Source organism: Methyloceanibacter methanicus, assembly GCF_001723285.1.
GTDB classification, from domain to species: domain Bacteria; phylum Pseudomonadota; class Alphaproteobacteria; order Rhizobiales; family Methyloligellaceae; genus Methyloceanibacter; species Methyloceanibacter methanicus.
In genome coordinates this window covers 273034-295902 of sequence record NZ_LPWG01000013.1, presented here as the reverse complement: position 1 = coordinate 295902, position 22869 = coordinate 273034, and the positions used below count along the sequence as shown (strand labels likewise).

27 protein-coding genes and 1 pseudogene are annotated in these 22869 nt (G+C 62.8%); all 28 read right to left on the bottom strand.

The features are described from left to right. Window positions 1-73: 73 nt before the first annotated feature. A complete protein-coding gene (rplO, locus tag AUC68_RS13305; RefSeq protein ID WP_069438187.1) occupies window positions 74-700 on the bottom strand; it encodes a 50S ribosomal protein L15 in 627 nt (208 codons plus the stop codon). An 11-nt stretch (window positions 701-711) separates the two neighbouring features. After that, the gene (rpmD, locus tag AUC68_RS13300) at window positions 712-915 is read right to left on the bottom strand and encodes a 50S ribosomal protein L30 (RefSeq protein WP_069438087.1); all 204 of its coding nucleotides are present in this window, start codon (window positions 913-915) and stop codon (window positions 712-714) included. A gap of 25 nt (window positions 916-940) precedes the next feature. Continuing rightward, the gene (rpsE, locus tag AUC68_RS13295; RefSeq protein WP_069438086.1) at window positions 941-1510 is read right to left on the bottom strand and encodes a 30S ribosomal protein S5; all 570 of its coding nucleotides are present in this window, start codon (window positions 1508-1510) and stop codon (window positions 941-943) included. Window positions 1511-1531: 21 nt separating this feature from the next. Next, window positions 1532-1894 (bottom strand): 50S ribosomal protein L18, encoded by a 363-nt coding sequence (gene rplR / locus AUC68_RS13290; protein ID WP_069438085.1) that lies wholly within the window; start codon window positions 1892-1894, stop codon window positions 1532-1534. A 12-nt stretch (window positions 1895-1906) separates the two neighbouring features. After that, the gene (gene rplF / locus AUC68_RS13285) at window positions 1907-2440 is read right to left on the bottom strand and encodes a 50S ribosomal protein L6 (RefSeq protein ID WP_069438084.1); all 534 of its coding nucleotides are present in this window, start codon (window positions 2438-2440) and stop codon (window positions 1907-1909) included. 29 nt (window positions 2441-2469) lie between these two features. After that, the gene (rpsH, locus tag AUC68_RS13280) at window positions 2470-2868 is read right to left on the bottom strand and encodes a 30S ribosomal protein S8 (protein WP_069438083.1); all 399 of its coding nucleotides are present in this window, start codon (window positions 2866-2868) and stop codon (window positions 2470-2472) included. Window positions 2869-2876: 8 nt separating this feature from the next. Further along, window positions 2877-3182: a 30S ribosomal protein S14 gene (gene rpsN / locus AUC68_RS13275; RefSeq protein ID WP_069438082.1), complete on the bottom strand. Its 306-nt coding sequence runs from the start codon at window positions 3180-3182 to the stop codon at window positions 2877-2879. A gap of 29 nt (window positions 3183-3211) precedes the next feature. Then, the gene (gene rplE, locus AUC68_RS13270) at window positions 3212-3769 is read right to left on the bottom strand and encodes a 50S ribosomal protein L5 (protein WP_069438081.1); all 558 of its coding nucleotides are present in this window, start codon (window positions 3767-3769) and stop codon (window positions 3212-3214) included. After that, a complete protein-coding gene (locus tag AUC68_RS18880) occupies window positions 3739-3885 on the bottom strand; it encodes a hypothetical protein (protein ID WP_483127782.1) in 147 nt (48 codons plus the stop codon). The genes rplE and AUC68_RS18880 overlap by 31 nt, the downstream gene beginning before the upstream one ends. After that, a pseudogene (gene rplX, locus AUC68_RS13265) lies at window positions 3831-4082 on the bottom strand (50S ribosomal protein L24); the annotation flags it as partial. The gene AUC68_RS18880 and the pseudogene rplX, both read right to left, overlap by 55 nt. Window positions 4083-4084: 2 nt before the next feature. Then, complete coding sequence (gene rplN / locus AUC68_RS13260; RefSeq protein WP_045367542.1) at window positions 4085-4453, bottom strand: 50S ribosomal protein L14; 369 nt, start codon at window positions 4451-4453, stop codon at window positions 4085-4087. A 47-nt stretch (window positions 4454-4500) separates the two neighbouring features. Further along, on the bottom strand, window positions 4501-4746 hold the full coding sequence (gene rpsQ / locus AUC68_RS13255) for a 30S ribosomal protein S17 (RefSeq protein WP_069438080.1): 246 nt from the start codon (window positions 4744-4746) through the stop codon (window positions 4501-4503). 11 nt (window positions 4747-4757) lie between these two features. After that, window positions 4758-4958, bottom strand: a complete 201-nt coding sequence (gene rpmC / locus AUC68_RS13250) for a 50S ribosomal protein L29 (protein ID WP_069438079.1) — start codon at window positions 4956-4958, stop codon at window positions 4758-4760. Between the two features lie 3 nt (window positions 4959-4961). Further along, window positions 4962-5375, bottom strand: a complete 414-nt coding sequence (rplP, locus tag AUC68_RS13245; protein WP_069438078.1) for a 50S ribosomal protein L16 — start codon at window positions 5373-5375, stop codon at window positions 4962-4964. 18 nt (window positions 5376-5393) lie between these two features. Then, on the bottom strand, window positions 5394-6113 hold the full coding sequence (gene rpsC, locus AUC68_RS13240; RefSeq protein ID WP_069438077.1) for a 30S ribosomal protein S3: 720 nt from the start codon (window positions 6111-6113) through the stop codon (window positions 5394-5396). After that, window positions 6113-6493 (bottom strand): 50S ribosomal protein L22, encoded by a 381-nt coding sequence (gene rplV / locus AUC68_RS13235; protein WP_069438076.1) that lies wholly within the window; start codon window positions 6491-6493, stop codon window positions 6113-6115. The genes rpsC and rplV overlap by 1 nt, the downstream gene beginning before the upstream one ends. 2 nt (window positions 6494-6495) lie before the next feature. Then, entirely contained in the window at window positions 6496-6777 is a 282-nt protein-coding gene (gene rpsS, locus AUC68_RS13230; RefSeq protein WP_069438075.1) for a 30S ribosomal protein S19, read from the bottom strand. A gap of 3 nt (window positions 6778-6780) precedes the next feature. Continuing rightward, complete coding sequence (gene rplB / locus AUC68_RS13225) at window positions 6781-7620, bottom strand: 50S ribosomal protein L2 (protein ID WP_069438074.1); 840 nt, start codon at window positions 7618-7620, stop codon at window positions 6781-6783. A 4-nt stretch (window positions 7621-7624) separates the two neighbouring features. Continuing rightward, window positions 7625-7918 carry a 50S ribosomal protein L23 gene (locus AUC68_RS13220; protein ID WP_069438073.1) on the bottom strand — a complete coding sequence of 98 codons (294 nt, stop codon included), beginning with the start codon at window positions 7916-7918 and terminating at the stop codon, window positions 7625-7627. After that, window positions 7915-8535: a 50S ribosomal protein L4 gene (rplD, locus tag AUC68_RS13215; protein WP_069438072.1), complete on the bottom strand. Its 621-nt coding sequence runs from the start codon at window positions 8533-8535 to the stop codon at window positions 7915-7917. Before rplD ends, AUC68_RS13220 begins: the two co-directional genes overlap by 4 nt. Next, window positions 8535-9302, bottom strand: a complete 768-nt coding sequence (rplC, locus tag AUC68_RS13210; RefSeq protein WP_069438071.1) for a 50S ribosomal protein L3 — start codon at window positions 9300-9302, stop codon at window positions 8535-8537. The genes rplD and rplC overlap by 1 nt, the downstream gene beginning before the upstream one ends. Window positions 9303-9334: 32 nt before the next feature. Beyond that, window positions 9335-9643 carry a 30S ribosomal protein S10 gene (rpsJ, locus tag AUC68_RS13205; protein ID WP_069438070.1) on the bottom strand — a complete coding sequence of 103 codons (309 nt, stop codon included), beginning with the start codon at window positions 9641-9643 and terminating at the stop codon, window positions 9335-9337. A gap of 65 nt (window positions 9644-9708) precedes the next feature. After that, on the bottom strand, window positions 9709-10899 hold the full coding sequence (gene tuf / locus AUC68_RS13200) for an elongation factor Tu (protein ID WP_069438069.1): 1191 nt from the start codon (window positions 10897-10899) through the stop codon (window positions 9709-9711). Window positions 10900-10951: 52 nt separating this feature from the next. Further along, window positions 10952-13027, bottom strand: coding sequence for an elongation factor G (fusA, locus tag AUC68_RS13195; protein WP_069438068.1), 2076 nt, complete (start codon window positions 13025-13027; stop codon window positions 10952-10954). Window positions 13028-13048: 21 nt separating this feature from the next. After that, entirely contained in the window at window positions 13049-13519 is a 471-nt protein-coding gene (gene rpsG, locus AUC68_RS13190) for a 30S ribosomal protein S7 (RefSeq protein ID WP_069438067.1), read from the bottom strand. Between the two features lie 41 nt (window positions 13520-13560). After that, window positions 13561-13932, bottom strand: coding sequence for a 30S ribosomal protein S12 (gene rpsL, locus AUC68_RS13185; protein ID WP_069438066.1), 372 nt, complete (start codon window positions 13930-13932; stop codon window positions 13561-13563). A gap of 398 nt (window positions 13933-14330) precedes the next feature. Then, window positions 14331-18578: a DNA-directed RNA polymerase subunit beta' gene (rpoC, locus tag AUC68_RS13180; RefSeq protein WP_069438065.1), complete on the bottom strand. Its 4248-nt coding sequence runs from the start codon at window positions 18576-18578 to the stop codon at window positions 14331-14333. Between the two features lie 81 nt (window positions 18579-18659). After that, entirely contained in the window at window positions 18660-22790 is a 4131-nt protein-coding gene (rpoB, locus tag AUC68_RS13175; RefSeq protein ID WP_069438064.1) for a DNA-directed RNA polymerase subunit beta, read from the bottom strand. Window positions 22791-22869: the final 79 nt, after the last annotated feature.

Below are 22869 nucleotides of genomic sequence, written 5' to 3'. Positions count from 1 at the left end.
TAGCGCTCTTCCCTTCCCCAAGTCGATCCGGCGGCCTCACAACAAGGCCGCCGCGCATCGGTTCGGACCTGTCCTAGTCGGACGCATCCTTCTGCGCTGCGGATTTCTTCGTCGCCGCCTTCTTGGGGGCGGACTTCTTCGCCGCCGGCTTCTTCGCGGTCGACTTGGCAGCGGCTTTCGCCGCCTTCTTTGCAGCTTTCTTCGGTGCAGCCTCGCCTTCCGGCTTGGCCGTCCGCTGCGGCATCGGCGTCAGCGTCACCGTTCCGCCGGCCGCTTCGACCGCCTTCACGGCACCGCTGGAGGCACCCGTCACCTCGAAGGAGACCTTGGCCTTCAGCTCGCCCTTGCCAAGCAGGCGGACACCGTCGCGTGCGCGCCGGACAACGCCGGCGTTCACCAGCGCCTCGACCGTGACCGGTTTGGAGGCGTCCAGCTTCTTGTCGTCGATGGCAGCCTGAATGCGGCCGACATTCACCTCGTTATAGTCCTTGGCGAAGATGTTGCTGAAGCCACGTTTCGGCAGGCGCCGGTGCAGCGGCATCTGGCCGCCTTCGAAGCCCTTGATGGCAATACCCGAACGCGATTTCTGACCCTTCTGGCCATGACCGGAGGTCTTGCCCAGGCCGGAGCCCAGACCGCGTCCAACACGCTTCTTCGACGTTGTCGCGCCGGGAAGGTCGCGAAGATCGTTCAGTCGCATCATCTCTATCCTTAGGCTTCGGCCTCGTCCTCGACGATCCGCACCAAATGGCTCACCTTGGCCACCATGCCGCGCACCTCGGGACTGTCGACCAGCGTCCGCCGCTTATGCATCTTGTTCAGGCCGAGCCCGATAAGGGTCGCGCGCTGATTGCCGGGCCGGCGGATCGGGCTTCCGATCTGCTCCACGACGATTGTCTTCTTGTTCTCGGCCATCTTACTTCAACCCTGTCTGTCGGCTTTAGACCTGCGCCTCGGCCCCTTCGCCCGCCTGATCGCGGCGGCGGGACACGATTTCGCTGACCTTCTTGCCACGCCGTGCCGCAACACCACGCGGGCTGTCCTCATGGCGCAGCGCGTCGAACGTCGCACGCACCATGTTGTACGGGTTCGAGCTTCCGAGCGACTTGGCAACCACGTCCTGGATGCCGAGCGTCTCGAACACCGCGCGCATCGGGCCGCCCGCGATGATGCCCGTACCGGGAGGCGCCGCGCGCAGGATCACCTTGCCCGCGCCATGCTGGCCGCGCACGTCATGGTGCAGCGTCCGGCCCTCGCGCAGCGGCACCTTGACCAGGTTGCGCTTCGCCGACTCGGTCGCCTTGCGGATCGCCTCGGGCACTTCGCGCGCCTTGCCGTGGCCGAAACCGACCCGGCCCTTCTGATCGCCAACAACGACCAACGCGGCAAAACCGAAGCGACGTCCGCCCTTCACCACCTTGGCGACGCGGTTGATGTGAACGAGCTTGTCGACGAATTCGCTATCGCGTTCGCGATCGTCGCGCTCTCTACCTTGCGGGCCTCGTGCCACGATCGATCCTTTCCGAATACCCTAGAAGTTCAGACCCGCCTCGCGGGCCGCGTCTGCGAGCGCCTTGATGCGCCCGTGATAAATGTAAGCGCCACGATCGAAGATCACGTCCTTGACCCCGGCCTTCACGGCGCGCTCGGCAACGAGCTTGCCGACGGCCTGCGCCGCGGCCGTGTCGCTACCCTTTGGCAGCGCGCCCTTGAGATCCTTGTCGAGGCTCGATGCGAATGCGAGCGTCTTGCCCTCGCGATCGTCGATCACCTGCGCATAGATATGCTTCGAGGAACGGAACACCGACAGACGCGCACGTCCGTTGGCCGCCCGCTTCAGCGAATGCCGTACTCGGCGCGCACGCCGCGCAAAGCTGTTGTTCAACGTACCCATCTTCTTGTCCCGCTACTTCTTCTTGCCTTCCTTACGGAAAATGTACTCGCCGGCATATTTCACGCCCTTGCCCTTATAGGGCTCCGGCGGACGATAACGGCGAATCTCCGCCGCGACCTGGCCGACCTGCTGCTTGTCGATACCGCTCACCACGATCTCTGTCGGCTTCGGACACTGGACTTCGATACCTTTCGGGATCTCGAAGTCGACGTCGTGGCTGAAGCCGAGCTGCAGTTGAAGGGTCTGCCCCTTCATCGCCGCGCGGTAGCCAACGCCGTTGATCTCGAGCGTCTTCGAAAACCCTTCGGTCACGCCGGTCACGAGGTTGGCCACGAGCGTACGCGACATGCCCCACATCGCCCGGGCATCCTTGGTGTCCTCGACCATGCCGATCTCGATCCCGTCGTCGCCCATCTTGGCGATGACCTGGTCGACCAGCACGTGGCTGAGCTCACCTTTGGGTCCCTTGACCTTGATTTCCTGACCGTCCACCGAGGCGGTGACGCCGCCGGGTAGAGAGACTGGTTTCTTGCCGATGCGCGACATTGTTCAAACCTTCGCTTCAAATAGCTCCGCTAGAATACGCTGCAGAGAATCTCGCCGCCGACATTCTCGTTGCGCGCCTGCGAATCCGACATGACGCCCTTCGGCGTCGAGAGAATAGACACACCCAGACCGTTCGCGACGGTCGGAAGATCCTTCACCGAGGAGTACACGCGCCGCCCCGGTGTCGACACCCGCTTGATGTCCTTGATCACCGGCTCGCCGTCGAAATATTTCAGCTCGATCTCGAACTCCGACTTGCCGCCGTCATAGTCGACGCGCGCATAGCCGCGGATATAGCCCTCGTCGGCCAGCACTTCGAGCACACGCTCGCGCAGCTTGGAGGTTGGCGTTGAGACCTTGGTCTTCCGCCGCATCTGCGCATTGCGGATGCGGGTCAGCATATCGCCAAGAGGATCGTTGATGCTCATCGAAGTCCTTACCAGCTCGACTTAACCATGCCGGGGATCAGTCCGTTGCTCGCGAGGTCGCGCAAGGCGATGCGCGACATGCGAAGCTTGCGGTAGTAGCCGCGCGGTCGCCCGGTGAGATCGCAGCGGTTGTGAATACGCGTCGGCGAGGCATTGCGCGGAATCTCCGCCAGCTTCAGCCGCGCCGCGAAACGCTCCTCGGCCGGAATCGACTGGTCGGCGGCAATCGCCTTCAGCCGCGCGCGCCGCGCCTCGTATTTCTTGGCAAGGCGGCGGCGCTTCTTGTCCCGCTCGATCATGCTCGTTTTAGCCATTCAGTCCTCCTGTCGCAGCCGATCCAGGCCTAGCTGCGGAACGGAAAGTTCAAACCCTTCAAAAGCGCACGCGCCTCGTCGTCGTTCTGCGCCGTCGTACACACAATGATGTCCATGCCGAGCACGTCTTCCACCTTGTCGTAATCGATCTCGGGGAAGATGATGTGCTCCTTCAGGCCCATCGAATAATTGCCGCGCCCGTCGAAACTCTTGGGATTGAGCCCGCGGAAGTCGCGAACGCGCGGAAGCGCGATATTCACCAGCCGGTCGAGAAACTCGTACATCCGGTTCTTGCGCAGCGTGACCTTCACGCCCACCGGCATGCCCTCACGCAGCTTGAAGCCGGCGATCGACTTGCGCGCCTTGGTGATCACGGGACGCTGACCGGCGATCAGGCCGAGATCGTTCGCCGCCGCCTTGACCTTCTTGGAGTCGCTCACGGCCTCACCGACGCCGATGTTCAACACCACCTTGTCGAGGCGGGGAATCTGCATGACGTTCTTGTAGGCAAACTCCTTCTCGAGATCGCCCTTGATAACGTCGTGGTACTGCTGCTTCAGCCGCGGTGTGTATACCTGCTCAGCCATCGATGACCTCGCCCGAACGCTTGGCAAAACGCACCTTGCGTCCGTCCTTCAAGAATTTGTAGCCGACGCGGCGTGGGTTCCCCGTCCTTGGGGTCCTCAAGCGCGAGATTGGAAATATGGATCGGGCTTCCTTGGTGATGATGCCCCCCTCCTGCGACGCCGTCTGGCGCTGGTGACGGCGCACCTGCGCCACACCCTGCACCACGGCACGGTCCTCGGCCGGCAGGACCTTCAGCACTTCACCGCGCTTGCCCTTGTCCTTGCCCGTGAGCACCACCACGTGGTCGCCCTTCTTGATCTTCAAGCCAGCCATAATCACAGCACCTCCGGTGCGAGCGAAACGATCTTCATGTGCTTCTTCGCCCGCAACTCGCGCGTGACCGGGCCGAAGATGCGCGTACCCACCGGCTCGCCCTGCGCATTCACCAAAACCGCGGCATTGCGGTCGAAACGGATCAGCGAACCGTCCTGACGGCGCACGCCCGTGGCGGTGCGCACGATCACGGCCTTCATGACCTGACCCTTCTTCACGCGGCCGCGCGGAATCGCTTCCTTGACGCTGACCACGATCGTGTCCCCGATCGAGGCGTATTTCCGCTTCGAGCCGCCCAGCACCTTGATGCACTGCACGCGCTTCGCACCGGAGTTGTCGGCGACATCGAGATTGGTCTGCATCTGAATCATGGCATTCGCCTTATTCAGGCCTTCATCGAGGCCCTTCGTTAGTCGCCTTAGCTGGCCGCCTGCTCGCGCGGCAAAACCACCCAACATTTTTGCTTCGAGATCGGAGCGCACTCCTCGATCCACACCTTCTCGCCGACCTTGAACTCGTTGTTCTCGTCGTGGGCGTGGTAGTTCTTGGAGCGGCGAACCACCTTGTGAAACAGAGGATGCGTGAAGCGGCGCTCGACCTTGACCACGACGGTCTTGTCGTTCTTGTCGCTCACCACGGTCCCAATCAAAACGCGTTTCGGCATCGTTCCTACCTTTAAGCCTTCGCTGCGGCGCTCTTGACGCGCGCGATCGTTTTCACGCGTGCGATGTCGCGGCGCACCTGCCGAACCCGCGCCGTGTTCTCAAGCTGCCCGGAAGCGGCCTGGAAGCGCAGGTTGAACTGCTCCTTCTTCAACTTGACCAACTCGTCATTGAGCTGATCGATCGTCATATCGTTTACTTGGCTCGCTTTCATCGCCTAGCCCTCGATGCGCGCGACAACACGCGTCTTGATCGGCAGCTTCGCCGCGGCGAGCCGCAGCGCCTCGCGGGCCACCGGCTCGCCCACGCCGTCGATCTCGAACATGATGCGGCCCGGCTTGACCTTGGCCGCCCAAAACTCGGGCGTACCCTTACCCTTACCCATGCGGACTTCGGTCGGTTTCTTCGAAACCGGCACGTCCGGGAAGATGCGGATCCACACACGGCCCGCACGCTTCATCTGACGCGTCATGGCACGGCGCGCCGCTTCGATCTGTCTGGCGGTGACGCGGCGCGGCTCCTGCGCCTTCAGCCCGAAGGTCCCGAAGTTGAGCGCAGAACCGCCCTTGGCCGCACCTTTGATGCGACCCTTGTGCATCTTGCGGAACTTTGTGCGTTTCGGTTGCAGCATAATTCTTAAGTCCTGCCCTTAGCCCTGCGCCCGTGCGGAATCGCGCCGGCCACCGGAACGTCCGCCCTCTTGGGCCTCAAGAGCCTTGGTCTCCTGGGCCATGGGGTCGTGCTCCATGATCTCGCCCTTGAAGATCCAAACCTTGATGCCGATGATCCCGTAGGCCGTGCGCCCGAGCGCCGTGCCGTAGTCGATATTGGCCCGCAGCGTGTGCAGCGGCACGCGGCCCTCGCGATACCACTCCATGCGCGCGATTTCCGCGCCGCCAAGCCGGCCCGAGCAATTGATCCGGATACCCAGCGCACCCATGCGCGTCGCGGACTGCACCGCCCGCTTCATGGCCCGGCGGAACGCCACGCGGCGCTCGAGCTGCTGCGCGATACCCTCGGCCACCAGCGTCGCATCGATCTCGGGCTTGCGCACCTCGACGATGTTCAGATGCACGTCGGAGTCCGTCATCGTCGCGAGCTCCCTGCGGAGAAGCTCGATATCGGAGCCCTTCTTGCCGATCAGGATGCCCGGACGGGCGGTATAGACCGTGACGCGGCACTTCTTGTGCGGACGCTCCACAACGACCTTGGAGATACCGGCCTGCTTGCGCGTCTTCAGAATGTGCTCGCGCATCTTGAGATCTTCGTGCAGCAGGTCCGCGTACTCGCCACGCGAGGCGAACCAGCGCGAATCCCAAGTGCGGTTGACACCGAGCCTAAGCCCGATCGGGTTGACTTTCTGTCCCATCAAGCAGGCTCCTCAACTTGACGCACGACCACGGTCATCTGCGAAAACGGTTTCATGATCCGCGCAGCCCGGCCACGTGCGCGCGCCTGAATGCGCTTCATCACGATGTTCTTGCCGACATAGGCTTCCGACACGACCAACGCGTCCACGTCGAGGTCGTGATTGTTCTCAGCGTTCGCGATCGCCGACTCCAAGGTCTTCTTGACGTCCTTGGCGACTCGTTTGCGCGAGAAGGCGAGATCGGCGAGCGCGCGATCGACCTTCTTGCCGCGAATGAGCTGAGCAAGCAGGTTCAGCTTTTGCGGGCTCACGCGAATGAGCCGCGTGACGGCCTTCGCCTCGTTGTCTTTGAGCGTGCGCTCTCTGTGCGGCTTGCCCATGACTACTTGCCCTTCTTCGCTTTACGGTCGGCGGCATGGCCGTGATAGGTCCGCGTCGGCGAGAACTCGCCGAACTTGTGACCCACCATGTCCTCGGTCACGAGCACCGGAATGTGCTTCTGTCCGTTGTGGACACCAAATGTCAGTCCCACGAATTGCGGGAGGATGGTGGAGCGGCGCGACCACATCTTGATAATGGCGTTGGAGCCGCTCTCGCGCGCCTTCTCCGCCTTCTTCAAGAGATAGCCGTCGACGAACGGGCCTTTCCAAATCGAACGTGCCACGTCTTATCCCTTCTTCTTCTTCAGATGGCGGCTGCGCAGGATGTACTTGTCGCTCGCCTTGTTGGTGCGCGTCCGCTTGCCCTTGGTGGACTTGCCCCAAGGTGTGACCGGATGCCGGCCACCGGACGTCCGCCCCTCGCCACCGCCATGCGGATGATCGATCGGGTTCATGGCCACGCCCCGCACGACGGGCTTGCGGCCCTTCCAGCGGGTGCGGCCGGCCTTGGACAACGACACATTGGAGTTGTCCGGATTGGAGACGGCCCCGACCGTGGCCATGCAGGCCGCCGGAACCATACGCGTCTCGCCGGAATTCAGACGCAGGATCGCGTAGCCCGAGTCGCGGCCGACGAGCTGCACATAGGCGCCCGCGGCGCGCGCGATCTGCCCGCCCTTGCCCTGCTTCATCTCCACATTGTGGACGATGGTGCCGATCGGCATGTTGGCAAGCGGCATCGCGTTGCCCGGCTTCACGTCGACCTTCTCGTCGGCGACGACCGTGTCGCCCGGCGCAAGACGCTGCGGCGCGAGGATGTAGGACAGCTCACCGTCCTCGTACTTGACCAGCGCGATGAAGGCCGTGCGGTTCGGATCGTATTCCAGCCGCTCGACGGTCGCCGGCACGCCGCGCTTGGTCCGCTTGAAATCGACCAGACGATAGGTCCGCTTGTGACCGCCGCCACGGTGCCAGATCGACACGCGGCCGGTGTTGTTGCGCCCGCCCGACTTGGTCAACCCCTCCGTGAGCGGCTTGACGGGCTTGCCCTTCCACAGATGGCTGCGGTCCACGAGCACCAGCTGACGCTGGCTCGGCGTGGTCGGTTTGAATGTCTTCAACGCCATCGCGCTAGATCCCTGTCGTCACGTCGATCTTGTCGCCTTCGGCGAGCTTGACGACGGCCTTCTTCGTATCCTTCTGGGTGCCCTTGATGCCCCGGAAGAACTTGGTCTTCCCCTTGCGGGTCAGCGTGTTCACGGCCAAGACCTTGACGCCGAACAGCTTCTCGACCGCGGCTTTGATCTGCGGCTTCGTCGCGTCGAGGCGAACCTTGAACACCACCTGATTGGCTTCGGACGCCTCACTCGATTTCTCGGTGATGACTGGCGCCAAAATCACGTCATAGGCTTGAAGCGCACTCATTTGAACCGAGCCTCCAGCGCCTCGAGCGCGGCCTTGGTCAGCACGAGCTTCTCATGCCGCAAGATGTCGTAAACGTTGATGCCCTGAACCGGCAGCACATCCACATGCGGGATGTTGCGCGCGGCGAGCGCGAAATTCGTCTGCACCTCGGCGCCGTCCACGATCAGCGCGGAGCCAAAGCCCAGCTTGTCGAACTGCGTCTTCAGCGCCTTCGTCTTGGCGTCCTTCACATCGCAGGAGTCGATCACGATGAGCTCCTCGGCCTTCGCCTTGGACGACAGCGCATGCTTCAGCGCGAGCGCACGGACCTTCTTCGGCAGATCGAAAGCGAAGCTGCGCGGCTTCGGACCGAAGGCCTTGCCGCCGCCACGGAACACACCGGGCTTGGCGCTGCCGTGACGGGCACGGCCGGTGCCCTTCTGCCGGAACATCTTCGCGGTCGTCGCGGTGATCTCCGAACGGTCCTTCGTCGCAACCGTACCGGCGCGGCGCTTGGCCAGCTGGTAGCGCACCATGCGGTGCAGCAAGTCGGCGCGCGGCTCCAGTCCGAAGACGTCTTCGGACAGATCCACGGTTCCCGCCTTCTTGGCGTCGAGCGTTGTCACATCCGCTTTCATTACGCGTTCTCTCCGCCCTCTGCCGCCTGGGCCTGCCCGGCCTCGGCGGAAGCCTCGGCCGCAGGCGCCTTGGCCGGCGCTACATCTTCGCCGCTCTTGCGGAACGCGCCGGGGACCGGCGCACCCTCGGGCAGCGCCCGCTTGACCGCATCGCGCAGGAGAACCCAACCGCCCTTGGAGCCGGGAACGGCGCCACGGATCATGATGAGCCCGCGCTCGGGGTCCGTCTTGACCACGCGCAGATTCTGCGTCGTGACGCTGACGTCACCCATGTGACCGGCCATCTTCTTGCCCTTGAACACCTTGCCGGGCTCCTGGCACTGACCGGTGGAGCCGTGGCTTCTGTGGTTGATCGACACGCCGTGGCTGGCCCGCAGACCGCCGAACCCGTGCCGCTTCATGCCGCCCGCGAAGCCTTTACCGATCGACGTGCCGGAGGCATCGACGAACTGGCCCTCGACGAAGTGGTCGGCCGTGATCTCCGCGCCCACGTCGATCAAGTTCTCGGGGCTGACGCGGAATTCCGCGACCTTCCGCTTGGGCTCCACATTGGCCACGGCGAAGCCGCCGCGCTCCGCGCGCGTCAAACGCTTCACTTTGGCACGGCCGGCACCGAGCTGAAGGGCCGTGTAGCCGTTCTTCTCAGCGGTCCTTTGACCGACGACCTGGCAATTCTCCAGACGCAGCACCGTAACGGGGATGTGCTCCCCGGCATCGGTGAAGATTCTGGTCATGCCGACCTTTTGCGCGATAACACCTGATCGCATCGAACTTGTTCCTTGCCTCGTCCAGCAGCCGGTTAAAGCTTGATCTCGACATCCACGCCGGCGGCGAGATCGAGTTTCATGAGAGCATCGACCGTCTGCGGCGTGGGATCGACAATGTCGAGCAGCCGCTTATGCGTCCGCATCTCGAACTGCTCCCGGCTCTTCTTGTCGATATGCGGAGAGCGGTTCACGGTGAACTTCTCGATACGGGTCGGCAGCGGGATGGGCCCGCGGACTTCCGCACCGGTGCGCTTCGCCGTGTTGACGATTTCCTTGGTCGACGCATCGAGAATGCGATGGTCGAAGGCTTTCAGCCTAATTCTTATGTTCTGGCTCTGCATCTCGACGGCCTCAAGTTAGAAAAGCGCGCCGCCCCAAAACGGAGCGGCGCACTTCTCAATTCCCTTTACTCGATGATCGACGACACCACGCCGGCGCCGACGGTGCGGCCACCTTCACGGATAGCGAAGCGGAGCTTCTCTTCCATGGCGATCGGCACGATCAGCTCAACGGTCATGGCGATATTGTCGCCCGGCATCACCATCTCGGTGCCTTCCGGCAGCTCGACCACACCGGTCACGTCGGTGGTGCGGAAGTAGAACTGCGGACGGTAGTTGCCGAAGAACGGCGTGTGGCGGCCACCCTCTTCCTTCGTGAGAATGTAAGCCTCGGCCTTGAACTTCGTGTGCGGCGTCACCGAACCCGGCTTGGCCAGAACCTGACCACGCTCGACACCTTCGCGATCAACGCCACGGAGCAGGCAGCCCACGTTGTCGCCCGCCTCGCCCTGATCGAGCAGCTTGCGGAACATCTCAACGCCGGTCACGGTCGTCTTGGAGGTCGGCTTGATACCGACGATCTCGACTTCCTCGCCAACCTTGACGACGCCACGCTCGATACGGCCGGTCACCACGGTACCGCGGCCCGAGATCGAGAACACGTCTTCGATCGGCATCAGGAATGGCTGGTCCTTCGGCCGCTCCGGCTGCGGGATGTACTCGTCCACGGCCTTCATCAGCTCCATGATGGCCTTCTGGCCGATCTCCGGATTGGAGTCCTCGATCGCGGCAAGGGCGGAACCCTTGATGATCGGGATGTCGTCGCCCGGGAACTCGTACTTGGACAGGAGCTCGCGAACTTCGAGCTCGACGAGGTCCAGAAGCTCCTCATCGTCGACCTGGTCGACCTTGTTCAGGAACACCACCAGCGCCGGCACGCCGACCTGACGGGCAAGCAGGATGTGCTCGCGGGTCTGGGGCATGGGGCCGTCGGCGGCGGACACCACCAGAATGGCGCCGTCCATCTGCGCCGCACCCGTGATCATGTTCTTCACGTAGTCGGCGTGGCCAGGACAGTCGACGTGCGCGTAGTGACGGTTCTCGGTCTCGTACTCCACATGCGCCGTGGAGATCGTGATACCGCGCGCCTTCTCTTCAGGCGCCTTATCGATCTCATCATAGGCGGTGAACGTCGCGCCGCCGGTCTCAGCCAATGTCTTGGTGATGGCAGCGGTCAGGGTCGTTTTGCCGTGATCGACGTGACCAATCGTACCGATGTTGCAATGCGGCTTTGACCGGTCGAATTTCTCTTTAGCCATTGTGGCTCTCCATTCCTCTCACCAGAAGATAAAAACTCAAACGCCCAATCGCTTAGGCGAACTTTGCCTGCACTTCTTCAGCCACCGCCTGCGGAACCTGCGCGTAGCTGTCGAACTGCATCGTGAATTGCGCCCGCCCCTGGCTCATGGAGCGCAGCGTGTTCACGTAACCAAACATGTTGGCTAGCGGGACCATGGCATTGATCACCGTCGCGTTGCCCCGGGCCTCTTGGCCCCGGACCTGACCGCGGCGGCTGGTAAGATCGCCAATGATACCGCCCACATATTCTTCCGGCGTCACCACTTCAACCTTCATCATCGGCTCAAGCAGTTTCGGCGCGGCTTTCAGGGCCGCTTCGCGGAAGGCCGCACGGGATGCAATCTCGAACGCCATGACGGACGAGTCAACGTCGTGCGATGCACCGTCAACCAACGTGCACTTTACATCAAGGATCGGGAAGCCCGCGAGAACACCCGCCGCGATGACGCTCTGAACGCCCTTCTCGACGCCCGGGATGAACTCCTTGGGCACGTTACCGCCGACAACCTTGTTCTCGAAAATGAAACCTTCGCCAGCCTCGGCCGGCTCGATCTCCATCTTGACGCGGGCGAACTGGCCAGAGCCACCAGTCTGCTTCTTGTGGGTGTAGTCGACACTGGCCGGCTTCGTGATCGTCTCGCGATACGCCACCTGCGGCGCACCCACATTCGCCTCGACCTTGAACTCGCGCTTCATGCGATCGACGATGATGTCGAGGTGAAGCTCGCCCATGCCCTTGATGATGGTCTGACCGGATTCGTGGTCGACCGTCACGCGGAAGGACGGATCCTCCTGAGCCAGACGGTTCAGAGCAACACCCAGCTTCTCCTGGTCGCTCTTGGTCTTGGGCTCCACCGCGACCTCGATAACGGGATCGGGGAATTCCATGCGCTCCAGGATCACGGGCTTGCTGGGATCGCAGAGCGTGTCACCAGTGGTGACGTCCTTGAGGCCCGCAATGGCGACAATGTCGCCCGCATAGGCTTCCTTGATGTCTTCGCGGTGATTGGAGTGCATCAGCAGCATACGGCCGATACGCTCTTTCTTGTCCTTCACCGTGTTGGCCAGGGTCTGGCCCGACTCGACCTTGCCCGAATAGATGCGGCAGAAGGTCAGCGAGCCGACGAACGGATCGTTCATGATCTTGAAGGCCAGCATCGACAGCGGCGCATCGTCCGACGCCGGACGATCGACCTCTTCTTCGGTCTTCACGTCGATGGCCTTGATGGCCGGCACGTCGATCGGCGAGGGAAGATAGTCGACCACGGCATCGAGAAGCGGCTGCACGCCCTTGTTCTTAAACGCCGAGCCGCACATCACCGGCACGAAGTCGAGGTTACAGGTTCCCTTGCGGATCAGCTCCTTCAGCTTCTCCTCGGGGATCTCCTTGCCTTCGAGATAAGCCTCCATGGCCTCCTCGTCGAGCTCGACCGCCTGCTCCACCAGAGCGTCGCGGTATTCTTCGGCCTTCTTCTGCAGGTCGGCCGGAATATCCTCGTCGTGGAACGATGCGCCAAGCGACTCGTCGTCCCAGACCACCGCCTTCATGCGCACGAGGTCGACGATGCCCGCGAAATCGGACTCCGCGCCGATCGGCAGCTGGAGCACGATCGGGTTGGCGCCGAGGCGCTGCTTGATCGTCTCGAGCGACATGAAGAAGTCGGCGCCGATCTTGTCCATCTTATTGACGAAGATCATGCGCGGGACGCGGTACTTGTCGGCCTGACGCCACACGGTCTCGGTCTGCGGCTCCACACCCTGGTTGGCATCGAGCAGCGCAACGGCGCCGTCGAGCACGCGCAAGGAGCGCTCCACCTCGATCGTGAAGTCCACGTGACCGGGCGTGTCGATGATGTTGATGCGCTTGTCGTTCCAAAACGCCGTCGTCGCCGCCGACGTAATGGTGATACCGCGCTCCTGCTCCTGCTCCATCCAGTCCATGGTGGCCGCGCCATCGTGGACTTCGCCGATCTTGTGGCTCTTACCCGTGTAGTAGAGCACGCGCTCGGTCGTGGTGGTCTTGCCGGCATCGATATGCGCCATGATACCGATGTTGCGGTAATCCTTGAGGGGCGTCTGGCGAGGCATCGTTCGAGTTCCTTGAGACGGTTACCAGCGATAGTGCGAGAAGGCCCGGTTGGCTTCCGCCATCCGGTGCGTGTCCTCGCGCTTCTTCACGGCCGAACCGCGATTGTTGACGGCATCGAGAAGCTCACCCGACAGCCGCTCGACCATCGTGTTCTCGTTGCGCCCGCGCGCGGCGGAAATAATCCAGCGAATGGCCAGGGCCTGACGGCGGTCGACACGGACCTCGACGGGCACCTGATAGGTCGCGCCACCCACACGGCGCGAACGCACCTCGATCGCCGGCATGACGTTCTGCAGCGCCTGATGGAACAGCTCGATCGGGTTCTGCTTGACCTTGTCTTCCATCTGGTCGAGCGCGCCATAAACGATCCGCTCGGCGGCCGATTTCTTGCCGTCAAGCATGATGGAGTTCATGAACTTGGTGAGCACCTGATCCCCAAATTTGGGATCGGGGATGATCTCCCGCTTATCAGCTTTGTGCCGCCTGGACATATCGCTTCAATCCGTTCCTTAAAAACCAGAAAAGCGCCCCACTACTTGGGCCGCTTGGCTCCGTATTTCGAGCGCCGCTGACGGCGGGCGCCGACGCCTTGCGTGTCGAGCACGCCGCGAATGATGTGGTAGCGCACGCCGGGAAGATCCTTCACACGGCCGCCGCGGATCATCACCACCGAGTGCTCCTGAAGATTATGACCCTCGCCAGGAATGTAGCTCGTCACTTCCTGCTGGTTCGTCAGGCGCACGCGCGCGACCTTCCGAAGCGCCGAGTTCGGCTTCTTCGGCGTCGTGGTGTACACGCGGGTACAAACCCCACGCTTCTGCGGGCAGGCCTGCATGGCCGGCACTTTGTTGCGTTTCACCGGAGCCTTGCGCGGCTTCCGGATCAATTGCTGAATCGTTGGCATGGCAGCCTTAGCGTCCAATCGTTCTGAAGGCGAAATCGCCTCGTTCACCCATGGGCGACAACGCCCAAACCAGCTGGGCGAGAGCGCCCAAAACACAAGAGCTGAAGCTGCGAGTCGTCCCTCGCGTCCTTCAGCGCCAAAAACAGAGGACCTTGAGGGATAGCCCCCAAGATCATGACCCCGATCTGATCCCGGTTAGTCCGGCAGCGTCTAACCCGCGCCCGCTAGGTATTATCTCCTAATGGGCAACCTTTCGGTGGGCTACCGCCTGCCGCTAAGTGGCCGCGTTGTATCAGGCCATTTCTCGCAACGTCAAGGGCTCAAGTGCCCGAATTCAGGGGCCAAGCGCCGTTTTTTGACGGTTTTGCCGCTTGGCCCCCAATATCTCCGGATACGGCCTAAGCCGAAGCGCCATCCCCGGTGTCTTCCGGCACCGCTTCGGCGCTCTCCGCCTCTTCCGGGACCGCCTCTCCGGCCTGCTCGATCGCCTCCTGGGCCGAACGCTGGCGCTCTTCCAGAATCAGCTCGTCACGATGGGTAGCGATACGGTTGAGCCGCGCCAGCATGCCGCCCGTACCGGCCGGGATGAGCCGGCCCACGATGACGTTCTCCTTGAGCCCTTCGAGCGCATCCTTCTTTCCGTTGACCGCGGCGTCGGTGAGGACGCGCGTGGTCTCCTGGAACGAGGCCGCCGAAATGAAGGACCGGGTCTGGAGGCTCGCCTTCGTGATACCGAGCAGGACGTGCTGACCTTCCGCCTTCTTGCCGCCGGCGGCTTCCGCGGCCGCATTGGCGTCTTCGAAGTCGATACGGTCCACTTGTTCGCCCTTCAGGAACTCGGTGTCGCCCGGATCGTCGATCTCGATCTTCTTGAGCATCTGGCTGACGATCACTTCGATATGCTTGTCGTTGATCGTCACGCCCTGGAGCCGATAGACCTCCTGGATCTCGTTGACGAGATAGTTGGCCAGTTCCTCGACGCCCTTGATGGCCAGGATATCGTGCGGCGCCGGGTGCCCGTCGAGAAGGTACTCGCCCTTCTCGATCCGGTCGCCCTCTTGCACTGTCAGATGCCGGCCCTTCGGAATCAGGAACTCGACGGGCTCCGCGCCCTCCTCGTCCGGAACGATGCTGATCCGCCGCTTGTTCTTGTAATCGCGGCCGAGCTGCACGATGCCCGAGATCTCCGCGATAATGGCGTGATCCTTGGGACGACGCGCCTCGAACAGTTCGGCGACGCGCGGCAGACCGCCCGTGATGTCGCGGGTCTTGGCGCTCTCCATCGGGATACGCGCCAGCACATCGCCCGCCTTCACCTCGCTGCCGGGTTCCACGGACAAGACCGCGTCCACCGGAAGCAGATAACGGGCTTCGCCGCCGCGCGACAGCTTACCGATCTCGCCCGTCTTGTCCTTGATGGCCATGGCCGGACGGAGATCGGCGCCACGCGGCGAGGCACGCCAGTCGATGATCACGCTGTTGGTGATGCCCGTCGATTCGTCACGCTGCTCCGAAACGGAGACACCTTCGACGAGATCTTCGAACTCGACCGTACCTTCGATCTCGGTGAGCACCGGACGGGTATAGGGGTCCCACTCGGCGAGACGATCGCCGCGCTTGACCTTGTCGCCGTCGTCCACCCGCAGATGCGTACCGTAAGGCAGCCGGTGCGTGGCCAGCTCGTTGCCGTCCTCGTCCAGGATCACGATGGCCGTGTTCCGGGTCATGACCATGTGCCGGCCTTGCGAGTCCTCGACGACGTTGCGCTGCTTGATCTTCACCGTGCCTTCGAACGCGGACTCCAGCGAGGACTGATCGGCGACCTTGGAGCTCGCCACGCCGCCCAGATGGAAGGTCCGCATGGTGAGCTGGGTCCCCGGCTCACCGATCGACTGCGCCGCGATGACGCCCACGGCCTCGCCCATATTGACGGGCGTGCCCCGGGCCAAGTCGCGCCCGTAGCATTTGCCGCAAATGCCGTTACGGGTTTCGCACGTCAGCGCCGAGCGCACACGAATCTCTTGGACCCGCGCATTCTCGATGGCCTCGACATGCTCTTCCTCGATCAGCTCTCCCGCCTCGACGATGACGTCGCCGGTCGCCGGATTCTTGACCGAATCGGCGGCCGTACGGCCCAGCACGCGCTGGCCGAGCGACACCGTGACCTCACCGGCATCAAGAATGGCGCGAACGGTGATACCGCCGTCGGTGCCGCAATCCTCCTCGGTGACGATGCTGTCCTGCGCCACGTCGACGAGGCGGCGGGTCAGGTAGCCGGAGTTGGCCGTCTTCAAGGCGGTGTCGGCCAGACCCTTACGGGCGCCGTGGGTGGAGTTGAAGTACTCCATCACCGACAGGCCTTCCTTGAAGTTCGAGATGATCGGCGTCTCGATGATCTCGCCCGACGGCTTGGTCATCAGACCGCGCATACCGGCGAGCTGCTTCATCTGCGCAGGGCTGCCACGCGCACCGGAATGGGACATCATGTAGATCGAGTTGATCGGCTTCTCGCGGCCGGTCTCCTCGTCGATCTGCACCGAGGAAATGCGCTTCATCATTTCCTTCGCGACGAGCTCGGTGCACTCGGTCCAGGTGTCGACCACCTTGTTGTACTTCTCGCCGCGCGTGATCAGACCGTCATTGTACTGCTGCTCGTATTCGCGCACGAGATCGGTGGTCTTGTGGATGATCTCGTCCTTGGTCTCCGGGATCACCATGTCGTCCTTGCCGAACGAGATGCCGGCCCGGCAGGCGTAGCGGAACCCGAGACCCATGATCTTGTCGCAGAAGATCACCGTCTCCTTCTGACCGCAGTGGCGGTAGACCACGTCGATCATCTTCGAGATCGCCTTCTTGGTCAGGAGCTGGTTGACCAGATCGAAGCTGACCTCCGCACGCCGCGGCAACAGCTCGCCCAGCAGCATGCGGCCAGGGGTCGTGTCGTAGATATAGGCGACCCAATTGCCGTTCTCGTCCTTGGTAATGTAGCGGCCCTTGACCTTGGCATGCATGGTCACCGCGCCGGCTTCGAGCGCGTGATGGATCTCGGCGACGTCGCCGAAGATCATCCCCTCGCCCGGCTCGTTGTCCATGACCAGCGACAGGTAGTAGAGGCCAAGCACGATATCCTGAGACGGCACGATGATCGGCGAACCGTTGGCCGGGTGCAGGATGTTGTTGGTCGACATCATCAGCACACGGGCTTCGAGCTGGGCTTCCAGCGACAACGGCACGTGAACGGCCATCTGGTCGCCGTCGAAGTCGGCGTTGAAGGCCGCGCAGACCAGCGGATGGAGCTGAATGGCCTTGCCCTCGATGAGCACCGGCTCGAACGCCTGAATGCCCAACCGATGGAGCGTCGGCGCGCGGTTCAGCATGACCGGGTGCTCGCGGATGACCTCGTCGAGGATATCCCAGACTTCCGGCTTCTCCTTCTCGACCAGCTTCTTGGCCTGCTTGACAGTCGAAGCATGCCCCTTGGCGTCCAGCCGCGAATAGATGAACGGCTTGAACAGCTCGAGCGCCATCTTCTTCGGCAGACCGCATTGATGCAGCTTCAGCTCGGGACCGACCACGATGACCGAACGGCCCGAGTAGTCCACGCGCTTGCCGAGCAGGTTCTGACGGAAGCGGCCCTGCTTGCCTTTGAGCATATCGGCCAGCGACTTCAGCGGACGCTTGTTGGCGCCGGTGATGACGCGGCCACGGCGGCCATTGTCGAACAGCGCGTCGACCGCCTCCTGCAGCATGCGCTTTTCGTTCCGGATGATGATGTCCGGGGCGCGCAGCTCCATGAGCCGCTTCAGACGGTTGTTACGGTTGATGACGCGGCGGTACAGGTCGTTGAGGTCCGAGGTCGCAAAGCGGCCGCCATCCAGCGGCACCAGCGGACGCAACTCCGGCGGAATGACCGGCACGACGGTGAGGATCATCCATTCGGGACGGTTCCCGGACTGGATGAAGGCCTCGACCACCTTCAGACGCTTGGCCAGCTTCTTGGGCTTGAGCTCGGTCGTCGCCTCGGCGATCTCCACGCGCAGATCCGCGGCGATCTTCTCGAGATCGAGTCCCTTGAGCAGTTCGCGGATGGCCTCGGCGCCGATCCCGGCGGTGAAGGAATCCTCGCCGAAATCGTCCTGCGCCTGGATGTACTCTTCCTCGGACAGAAGCTGCAGCGGCTTGAGCGAGGTGAGTCCCGGCTCCAGCACGATGTAGTTCTCGAAATACAGGACCCGCTCCAGATCCTTCAGCGTCATGTCCAGCAGAAGGCCGATCCGGGACGGTAGGGACTTCAAGAACCAGATATGCGCGACCGGCGCGGCGAGCTCGATATGGCCCATGCGCTCGCGGCGCACCTTGGCCAGCGTGACCTCGACGCCGCACTTCTCGCAGATGACGCCCTTGTACTTCATGCGCTTGTACTTGCCGCACAAGCACTCATAGTCCTTCACCGGCCCGAAGATACGCGCGCAGAACAGTCCGTCGCGTTCAGGCTTGAACGTCCGGTAGTTGATCGTCTCCGGCTTTTTGATCTCCCCGAACGACCACGACAGGATCTTTTCCGGGCTCGCAATACCGATCTGGATCTGTTCGAAGTGCTGCTGCGGAGTCTGCGGGTTGAACAGGTTCGCGAGATCTTGGTTCATTCTGCTTGTCTCCAAATGGGCGGGGGCGCCGCCCTTCGGTTAGTCGAAACGGGTGTGTGTCGAAGCGTCCGCGCCAGACGCTTATTCCGCCGCCGGCTTGGGCAGCTGCATGGCGTTCGGCTGCACCTCGTCCGGCTTCGGTTGCACCAGTTCGACATTCAGTCCCAATGCACGCATTTCCTTGACGAGCACGTTGAACGACTCGGGGATACCCGCCTCGAACGTGTCGTCACCCCGGACGATCGCCTCGTAGACCTTGGTCCGGCCCGCAACGTCGTCCGATTTCACGGTGAGCATTTCCTGGAGCGTGTACGCGGCGCCGTAAGCCTCGAGCGCCCACACCTCCATTTCACCGAAGCGCTGACCGCCGAACTGCGCCTTACCGCCCAGCGGCTGCTGGGTCACAAGGCTGTACGGGCCGATCGAACGGGCGTGGATCTTGTCGTCCACCAGGTGATGCAGCTTCAGCATATAGATGTAGCCCACCGTCACCTTGCGCTCGAACGGCTCGCCCGAGCGGCCGTCGTAAAGCGTGACCTGACCCGACGGGTCGTAACCCGCCATTTCCAGCAGGTCGGACACATCGGTCTCATGCGCGCCGTCGAAAACGGGCGTCGCCACCGGAACGCCCGGCTGCAGAGCCTTGCCGACATCGATCAGCTGATCGTCGGCCAGTGCCGCGACGGCCTTGTCGGCACCGTAGATGGTCTTGAGCATGTCCTTCAGCGGCTTGGGCTTGTTGGACTCGTAATATTCCTCCAAGGCCTCGCCGATCTTCTTACCAAGACCGCGGCACGCCCAGCCGAGATGGGTCTCGAGGATCTGACCGACATTCATGCGGCTCGGCACGCCGAGCGGGTTGAGCACGATATCGACCGCCGTGCCGTCTTCGAGATACGGCATGTCCTCGACCGGAACGATCTGAGAGATCACACCCTTGTTGCCGTGACGGCCCGCCATCTTGTCGCCGGGCTGAATCTTACGCTTCACGGCCACGAAGACCTTGACCATCTTCATGACGCCAGGCGGCAGCTCGTCGCCGCGCTGCAGCTTGTCGACCTTGTCCACGAAGCGCTGCTCGAGGCGCTTCTTGGCCTCGTCGTACTGGCGGCCGATAGCCTCGACTTCGCTCATCGCCTTTTCGTTCTTGAGCGCGATTTCCCACCACTGGCTGCGGGGGAGCTCGTCGAGCATGACCTCGGTGATCTTGGCGTCCTTCTTGACCGCCTTGGGACCCTTGGCGACGATCTTGTGCAGCAGAACGTCGCGCAGCCGCGCGAACACGTTGCGGTCCAGGATCGCCATTTCGTCGTCCCGGTCCTTGGCGAGACGCTCGATCTCCTCGCGCTCGATCGCCATGGCGCGCTCGTCCTTCTCGATGCCGTGACGATTGAACACGCGCACCTCGACAACCGTTCCCGGCACGCCCGGCGGCAGCTTCAGCGAGGTGTCGCGTACGTCGGACGCCTTCTCGCCGAAGATGGCGCGCAGCAGCTTCTCTTCCGGTGTCATGGGGCTCTCGCCCTTCGGCGTGATCTTGCCGACCAGGATGTCGCCCGGCTGCACTTCGGCGCCGATATAGACGATGCCCGCCTCGTCGAGATTCTTCAGAGCCTCTTCGGAGACGTTCGGAATATCGCGCGTGATCTCCTCCGGGCCGAGCTTGGTGTCGCGGGCCATGACCTCGAATTCCTCGATATGGATCGAGGTGAACACGTCGTCGCGGACCACGCGCTCGGAGATGAGGATGGAGTCCTCGAAGTTGTAGCCCATCCACGGCATGAAGGCGACGAGCACGTTCTTGCCGAGGGCCAGCTCGCCCAGATCGGTCGAGGGACCGTCGGCGATGATCTCGCCGGCCTGGATGGCATCGCCCACACGCACCAGCGGACGCTGGTTGATGCAGGTGTTCTGGTTCGAGCGCTGGAACTTGCGCAGATTGTAGATGTCGACGCCGGACTTCGACGGATCGGTCTCCTCCGTCGCGCGGATGACGATACGGGTCGCGTCGACCTGATCGACCACACCGGTCCGGCGGGCGCTGATCGCCGCACCCGAGTCGCGCGCGACGACGGATTCCATGCCCGTGCCCACCAGCGGGGCTTCCGCCATCAGCAAGGGCACCGCCTGGCGTTGCATGTTCGAGCCCATCAGCGCGCGGTTGGCGTCGTCGTTCTCCAGGAACGGAATGAGCGCCGCGGCGACCGACACGAGCTGCTTGGGCGACACGTCGATGAGGTCGACCCGGTCCTGCGGGTACAGTTCCACGTCGCCGGCATGGCGGCAAACCACCAAGTCCTCGACGAAGCTGCCGTCGGGCTTCAGCTCGGCATTGGCCTGCGCGATGATATAGCGCGCCTCTTCCATGGCGGAGAGATAAACCACCTCGTCCGTCACCTTGCTCTTCACCACGCGGCGATACGGGCTCTCGATGAAGCCGTACTTGTTCACCCGCGCGAACGTGGCGAGCGAATTGATCAGACCGATATTCGGACCTTCCGGTGTCTCGATCGGGCAGATGCGGCCATAATGGGTGGGGTGCACGTCGCGCACCTCGAAGCCCGCGCGCTCGCGGGTGAGGCCGCCCGGGCCAAGCGCCGACAGACGCCGCTTATGGGTGATCTCCGACAGCGGGTTGGTCTGGTCCATGAACTGCGACAGCTGCGAGGATCCGAAGAACTCGCGCACGGCCGCCGCAGCCGGCTTCGCGTTGATGAGGTCCTGCGGCATCACCGTGTCGATGTCGACAGAGCTCATGCGCTCCTTGATGGCGCGCTCCATGCGCAGCAGACCGACCCGGTACTGGTTCTCCATCAACTCGCCGACCGAGCGCACACGCCGGTTGCCGAGGTGATCGATATCGTCGATCTCGCCCTTGCCGTCGCGCAAGTCGACCAGCGTCTTGATGACCGCGAGGATGTCCTCCTTGCGCAGCGTGCGCATGGTGTCCGGCGCATCGAGATCGAGGCGCATGTTCATCTTCACGCGGCCGACCGACGACAGATCGTAGCGCTCCGAGTCGAAGAAGATCCCGTTGAACAGGTTCTGCGCCGCTTCCGGCGTCGGCGGCTCGCCCGGACGCATCACCCGGTAGATGTCGAGCAGCGCCTCGTCCGTGTTCGAGTTCTTGTCGACCGCGAGCGTGTTGCGGATGAACGCACCGACATTCACGTGGTCGATGTCGAGGATCGGAATCTCCTTGAGATTGAGCCCCTTCAGCGTCTCGAGCAGCTTCTCCTCGATCTCCTCGCCGGCCTCGCCGTAGATCTCGCCCGACTCCAGGTTGACGATGTCCTCGGCGAGGTAGCGGCCGTAGAGGTCCTCGTCCTTCACGAGGAGCTCCTTCAAGCCTTCCTCGGAGAGCTTCCGGGCCAGCCGCGCCGTGATCTTGCGGCCCGCCTCGATCGCGACCTTGCCCGTCTTGGCGTCGATCAGGTCCGTCGCCGGCTTGATGCCGCGCATCCCGTCGGCGTTGAACGGCATCTTCCAGCCATCCTTGGCGGCCTTGAGCGTAATCCGATCGTAAAACGTCGAAAGAATCTCTTCGTCGTCGAGACCGAGCGCATAAAGCAGCGTCGTCACCGGCAGCTTGCGGCGACGGTCGATGCGGACATAGACGATATCCTTGGCATCGAACTCGAAGTCGAGCCAGGACCCGCGATAGGGAATGATGCGCGCGGCGAACAGCAGCTTGCCCGACGAATGGGTCTTGCCGCGGTCATGGTCGAAGAACACGCCCGGCGAACGGTGCATCTGCGAGACGATCACGCGCTCGGTGCCGTTGATGACGAACGTGCCGTTCGAGGTCATCAGCGGCATGTCGCCCATATAGACGTCCTGCTCCTTGATGTCCTTGACGGAACGCGCGCCGGTCTCCTCGTTCACATCGAACACGATGAGGCGCAGCGTGACCTTCAGCGGCGCGGCGAAGGTCATGTCCCGCTGCTGGCACTCGTCCACGTCGTATTTGGGCGCTTCGAACGCGTAGCGCACGAACTCGAGCTGAGCCCGCTCGCCGAAATCCTTGATCGGAAACACAGAGCGAAATACGGATTGAAGCCCCTCGTCCCCGCGACCGCCTTCCGGCTCCTCCACCATGAGGAATTGATCGTAAGACTGCTTCTGAACCTCGATGAGGTTCGGCATCTCGGCCACTTCGGTGATGTGACCAAAAAATTTCCGATATCGCTTGTGACCGTTCGTTTGCGCCATGTGGTCCTCTCAAAGCTCGTCGCGACCGCTCTCCTAAGTCCCCGCCTTGGCGGAAACTCAGGGGAACCGTCACGTCATA

What these genes read in the sequence shown, in the direction of transcription:
- rplO (WP_069438187.1), bottom strand. Translation starts at nt 700, where the DNA reads ATGCGACTGAACGATCTTCGCGACCTTCCCGGCGCGACAACGTCGAAG.
- rpmD (WP_069438087.1), bottom strand. Translation starts at nt 915, where the DNA reads ATGGCCGAGAACAAGAAGACAATCGTCGTGGAGCAGATCGGAAGCCCG.
- rplR (WP_069438085.1), bottom strand. Translation starts at nt 1,894, where the DNA reads ATGGGTACGTTGAACAACAGCTTTGCGCGGCGTGCGCGCCGAGTACGG.
- rplF (WP_069438084.1), bottom strand. Translation starts at nt 2,440, where the DNA reads ATGTCGCGCATCGGCAAGAAACCAGTCTCTCTACCCGGCGGCGTCACC.
- rpsH (WP_069438083.1), bottom strand. Translation starts at nt 2,868, where the DNA reads ATGAGCATCAACGATCCTCTTGGCGATATGCTGACCCGCATCCGCAAT.
- rpsN (WP_069438082.1), bottom strand. Translation starts at nt 3,182, where the DNA reads ATGGCTAAAACGAGCATGATCGAGCGGGACAAGAAGCGCCGCCGCCTT.
- rplE (WP_069438081.1), bottom strand. Translation starts at nt 3,769, where the DNA reads ATGGCTGAGCAGGTATACACACCGCGGCTGAAGCAGCAGTACCACGAC.
- rplN (WP_045367542.1), bottom strand. Translation starts at nt 4,453, where the DNA reads ATGATTCAGATGCAGACCAATCTCGATGTCGCCGACAACTCCGGTGCG.
- rpsQ (WP_069438080.1), bottom strand. Translation starts at nt 4,746, where the DNA reads ATGCCGAAACGCGTTTTGATTGGGACCGTGGTGAGCGACAAGAACGAC.
- rpmC (WP_069438079.1), bottom strand. Translation starts at nt 4,958, where the DNA reads ATGAAAGCGAGCCAAGTAAACGATATGACGATCGATCAGCTCAATGAC.
- rplP (WP_069438078.1), bottom strand. Translation starts at nt 5,375, where the DNA reads ATGCTGCAACCGAAACGCACAAAGTTCCGCAAGATGCACAAGGGTCGC.
- rpsC (WP_069438077.1), bottom strand. Translation starts at nt 6,113, where the DNA reads ATGGGACAGAAAGTCAACCCGATCGGGCTTAGGCTCGGTGTCAACCGC.
- rplV (WP_069438076.1), bottom strand. Translation starts at nt 6,493, where the DNA reads ATGGGCAAGCCGCACAGAGAGCGCACGCTCAAAGACAACGAGGCGAAG.
- rplB (WP_069438074.1), bottom strand. Translation starts at nt 7,620, where the DNA reads ATGGCGTTGAAGACATTCAAACCGACCACGCCGAGCCAGCGTCAGCTG.
- AUC68_RS13220 (WP_069438073.1), bottom strand. Translation starts at nt 7,918, where the DNA reads ATGAGTGCGCTTCAAGCCTATGACGTGATTTTGGCGCCAGTCATCACC.
- rplD (WP_069438072.1), bottom strand. Translation starts at nt 8,535, where the DNA reads ATGAAAGCGGATGTGACAACGCTCGACGCCAAGAAGGCGGGAACCGTG.
- rplC (WP_069438071.1), bottom strand. Translation starts at nt 9,302, where the DNA reads ATGCGATCAGGTGTTATCGCGCAAAAGGTCGGCATGACCAGAATCTTC.
- rpsJ (WP_069438070.1), bottom strand. Translation starts at nt 9,643, where the DNA reads ATGCAGAGCCAGAACATAAGAATTAGGCTGAAAGCCTTCGACCATCGC.
- tuf (WP_069438069.1), bottom strand. Translation starts at nt 10,899, where the DNA reads ATGGCTAAAGAGAAATTCGACCGGTCAAAGCCGCATTGCAACATCGGT.
- fusA (WP_069438068.1), bottom strand. Translation starts at nt 13,027, where the DNA reads ATGCCTCGCCAGACGCCCCTCAAGGATTACCGCAACATCGGTATCATG.
- rpsG (WP_069438067.1), bottom strand. Translation starts at nt 13,519, where the DNA reads ATGTCCAGGCGGCACAAAGCTGATAAGCGGGAGATCATCCCCGATCCC.
- rpsL (WP_069438066.1), bottom strand. Translation starts at nt 13,932, where the DNA reads ATGCCAACGATTCAGCAATTGATCCGGAAGCCGCGCAAGGCTCCGGTG.
- rpoC (WP_069438065.1), bottom strand. Translation starts at nt 18,578, where the DNA reads ATGAACCAAGATCTCGCGAACCTGTTCAACCCGCAGACTCCGCAGCAG.
- rpoB (WP_069438064.1), bottom strand. Translation starts at nt 22,790, where the DNA reads ATGGCGCAAACGAACGGTCACAAGCGATATCGGAAATTTTTTGGTCAC.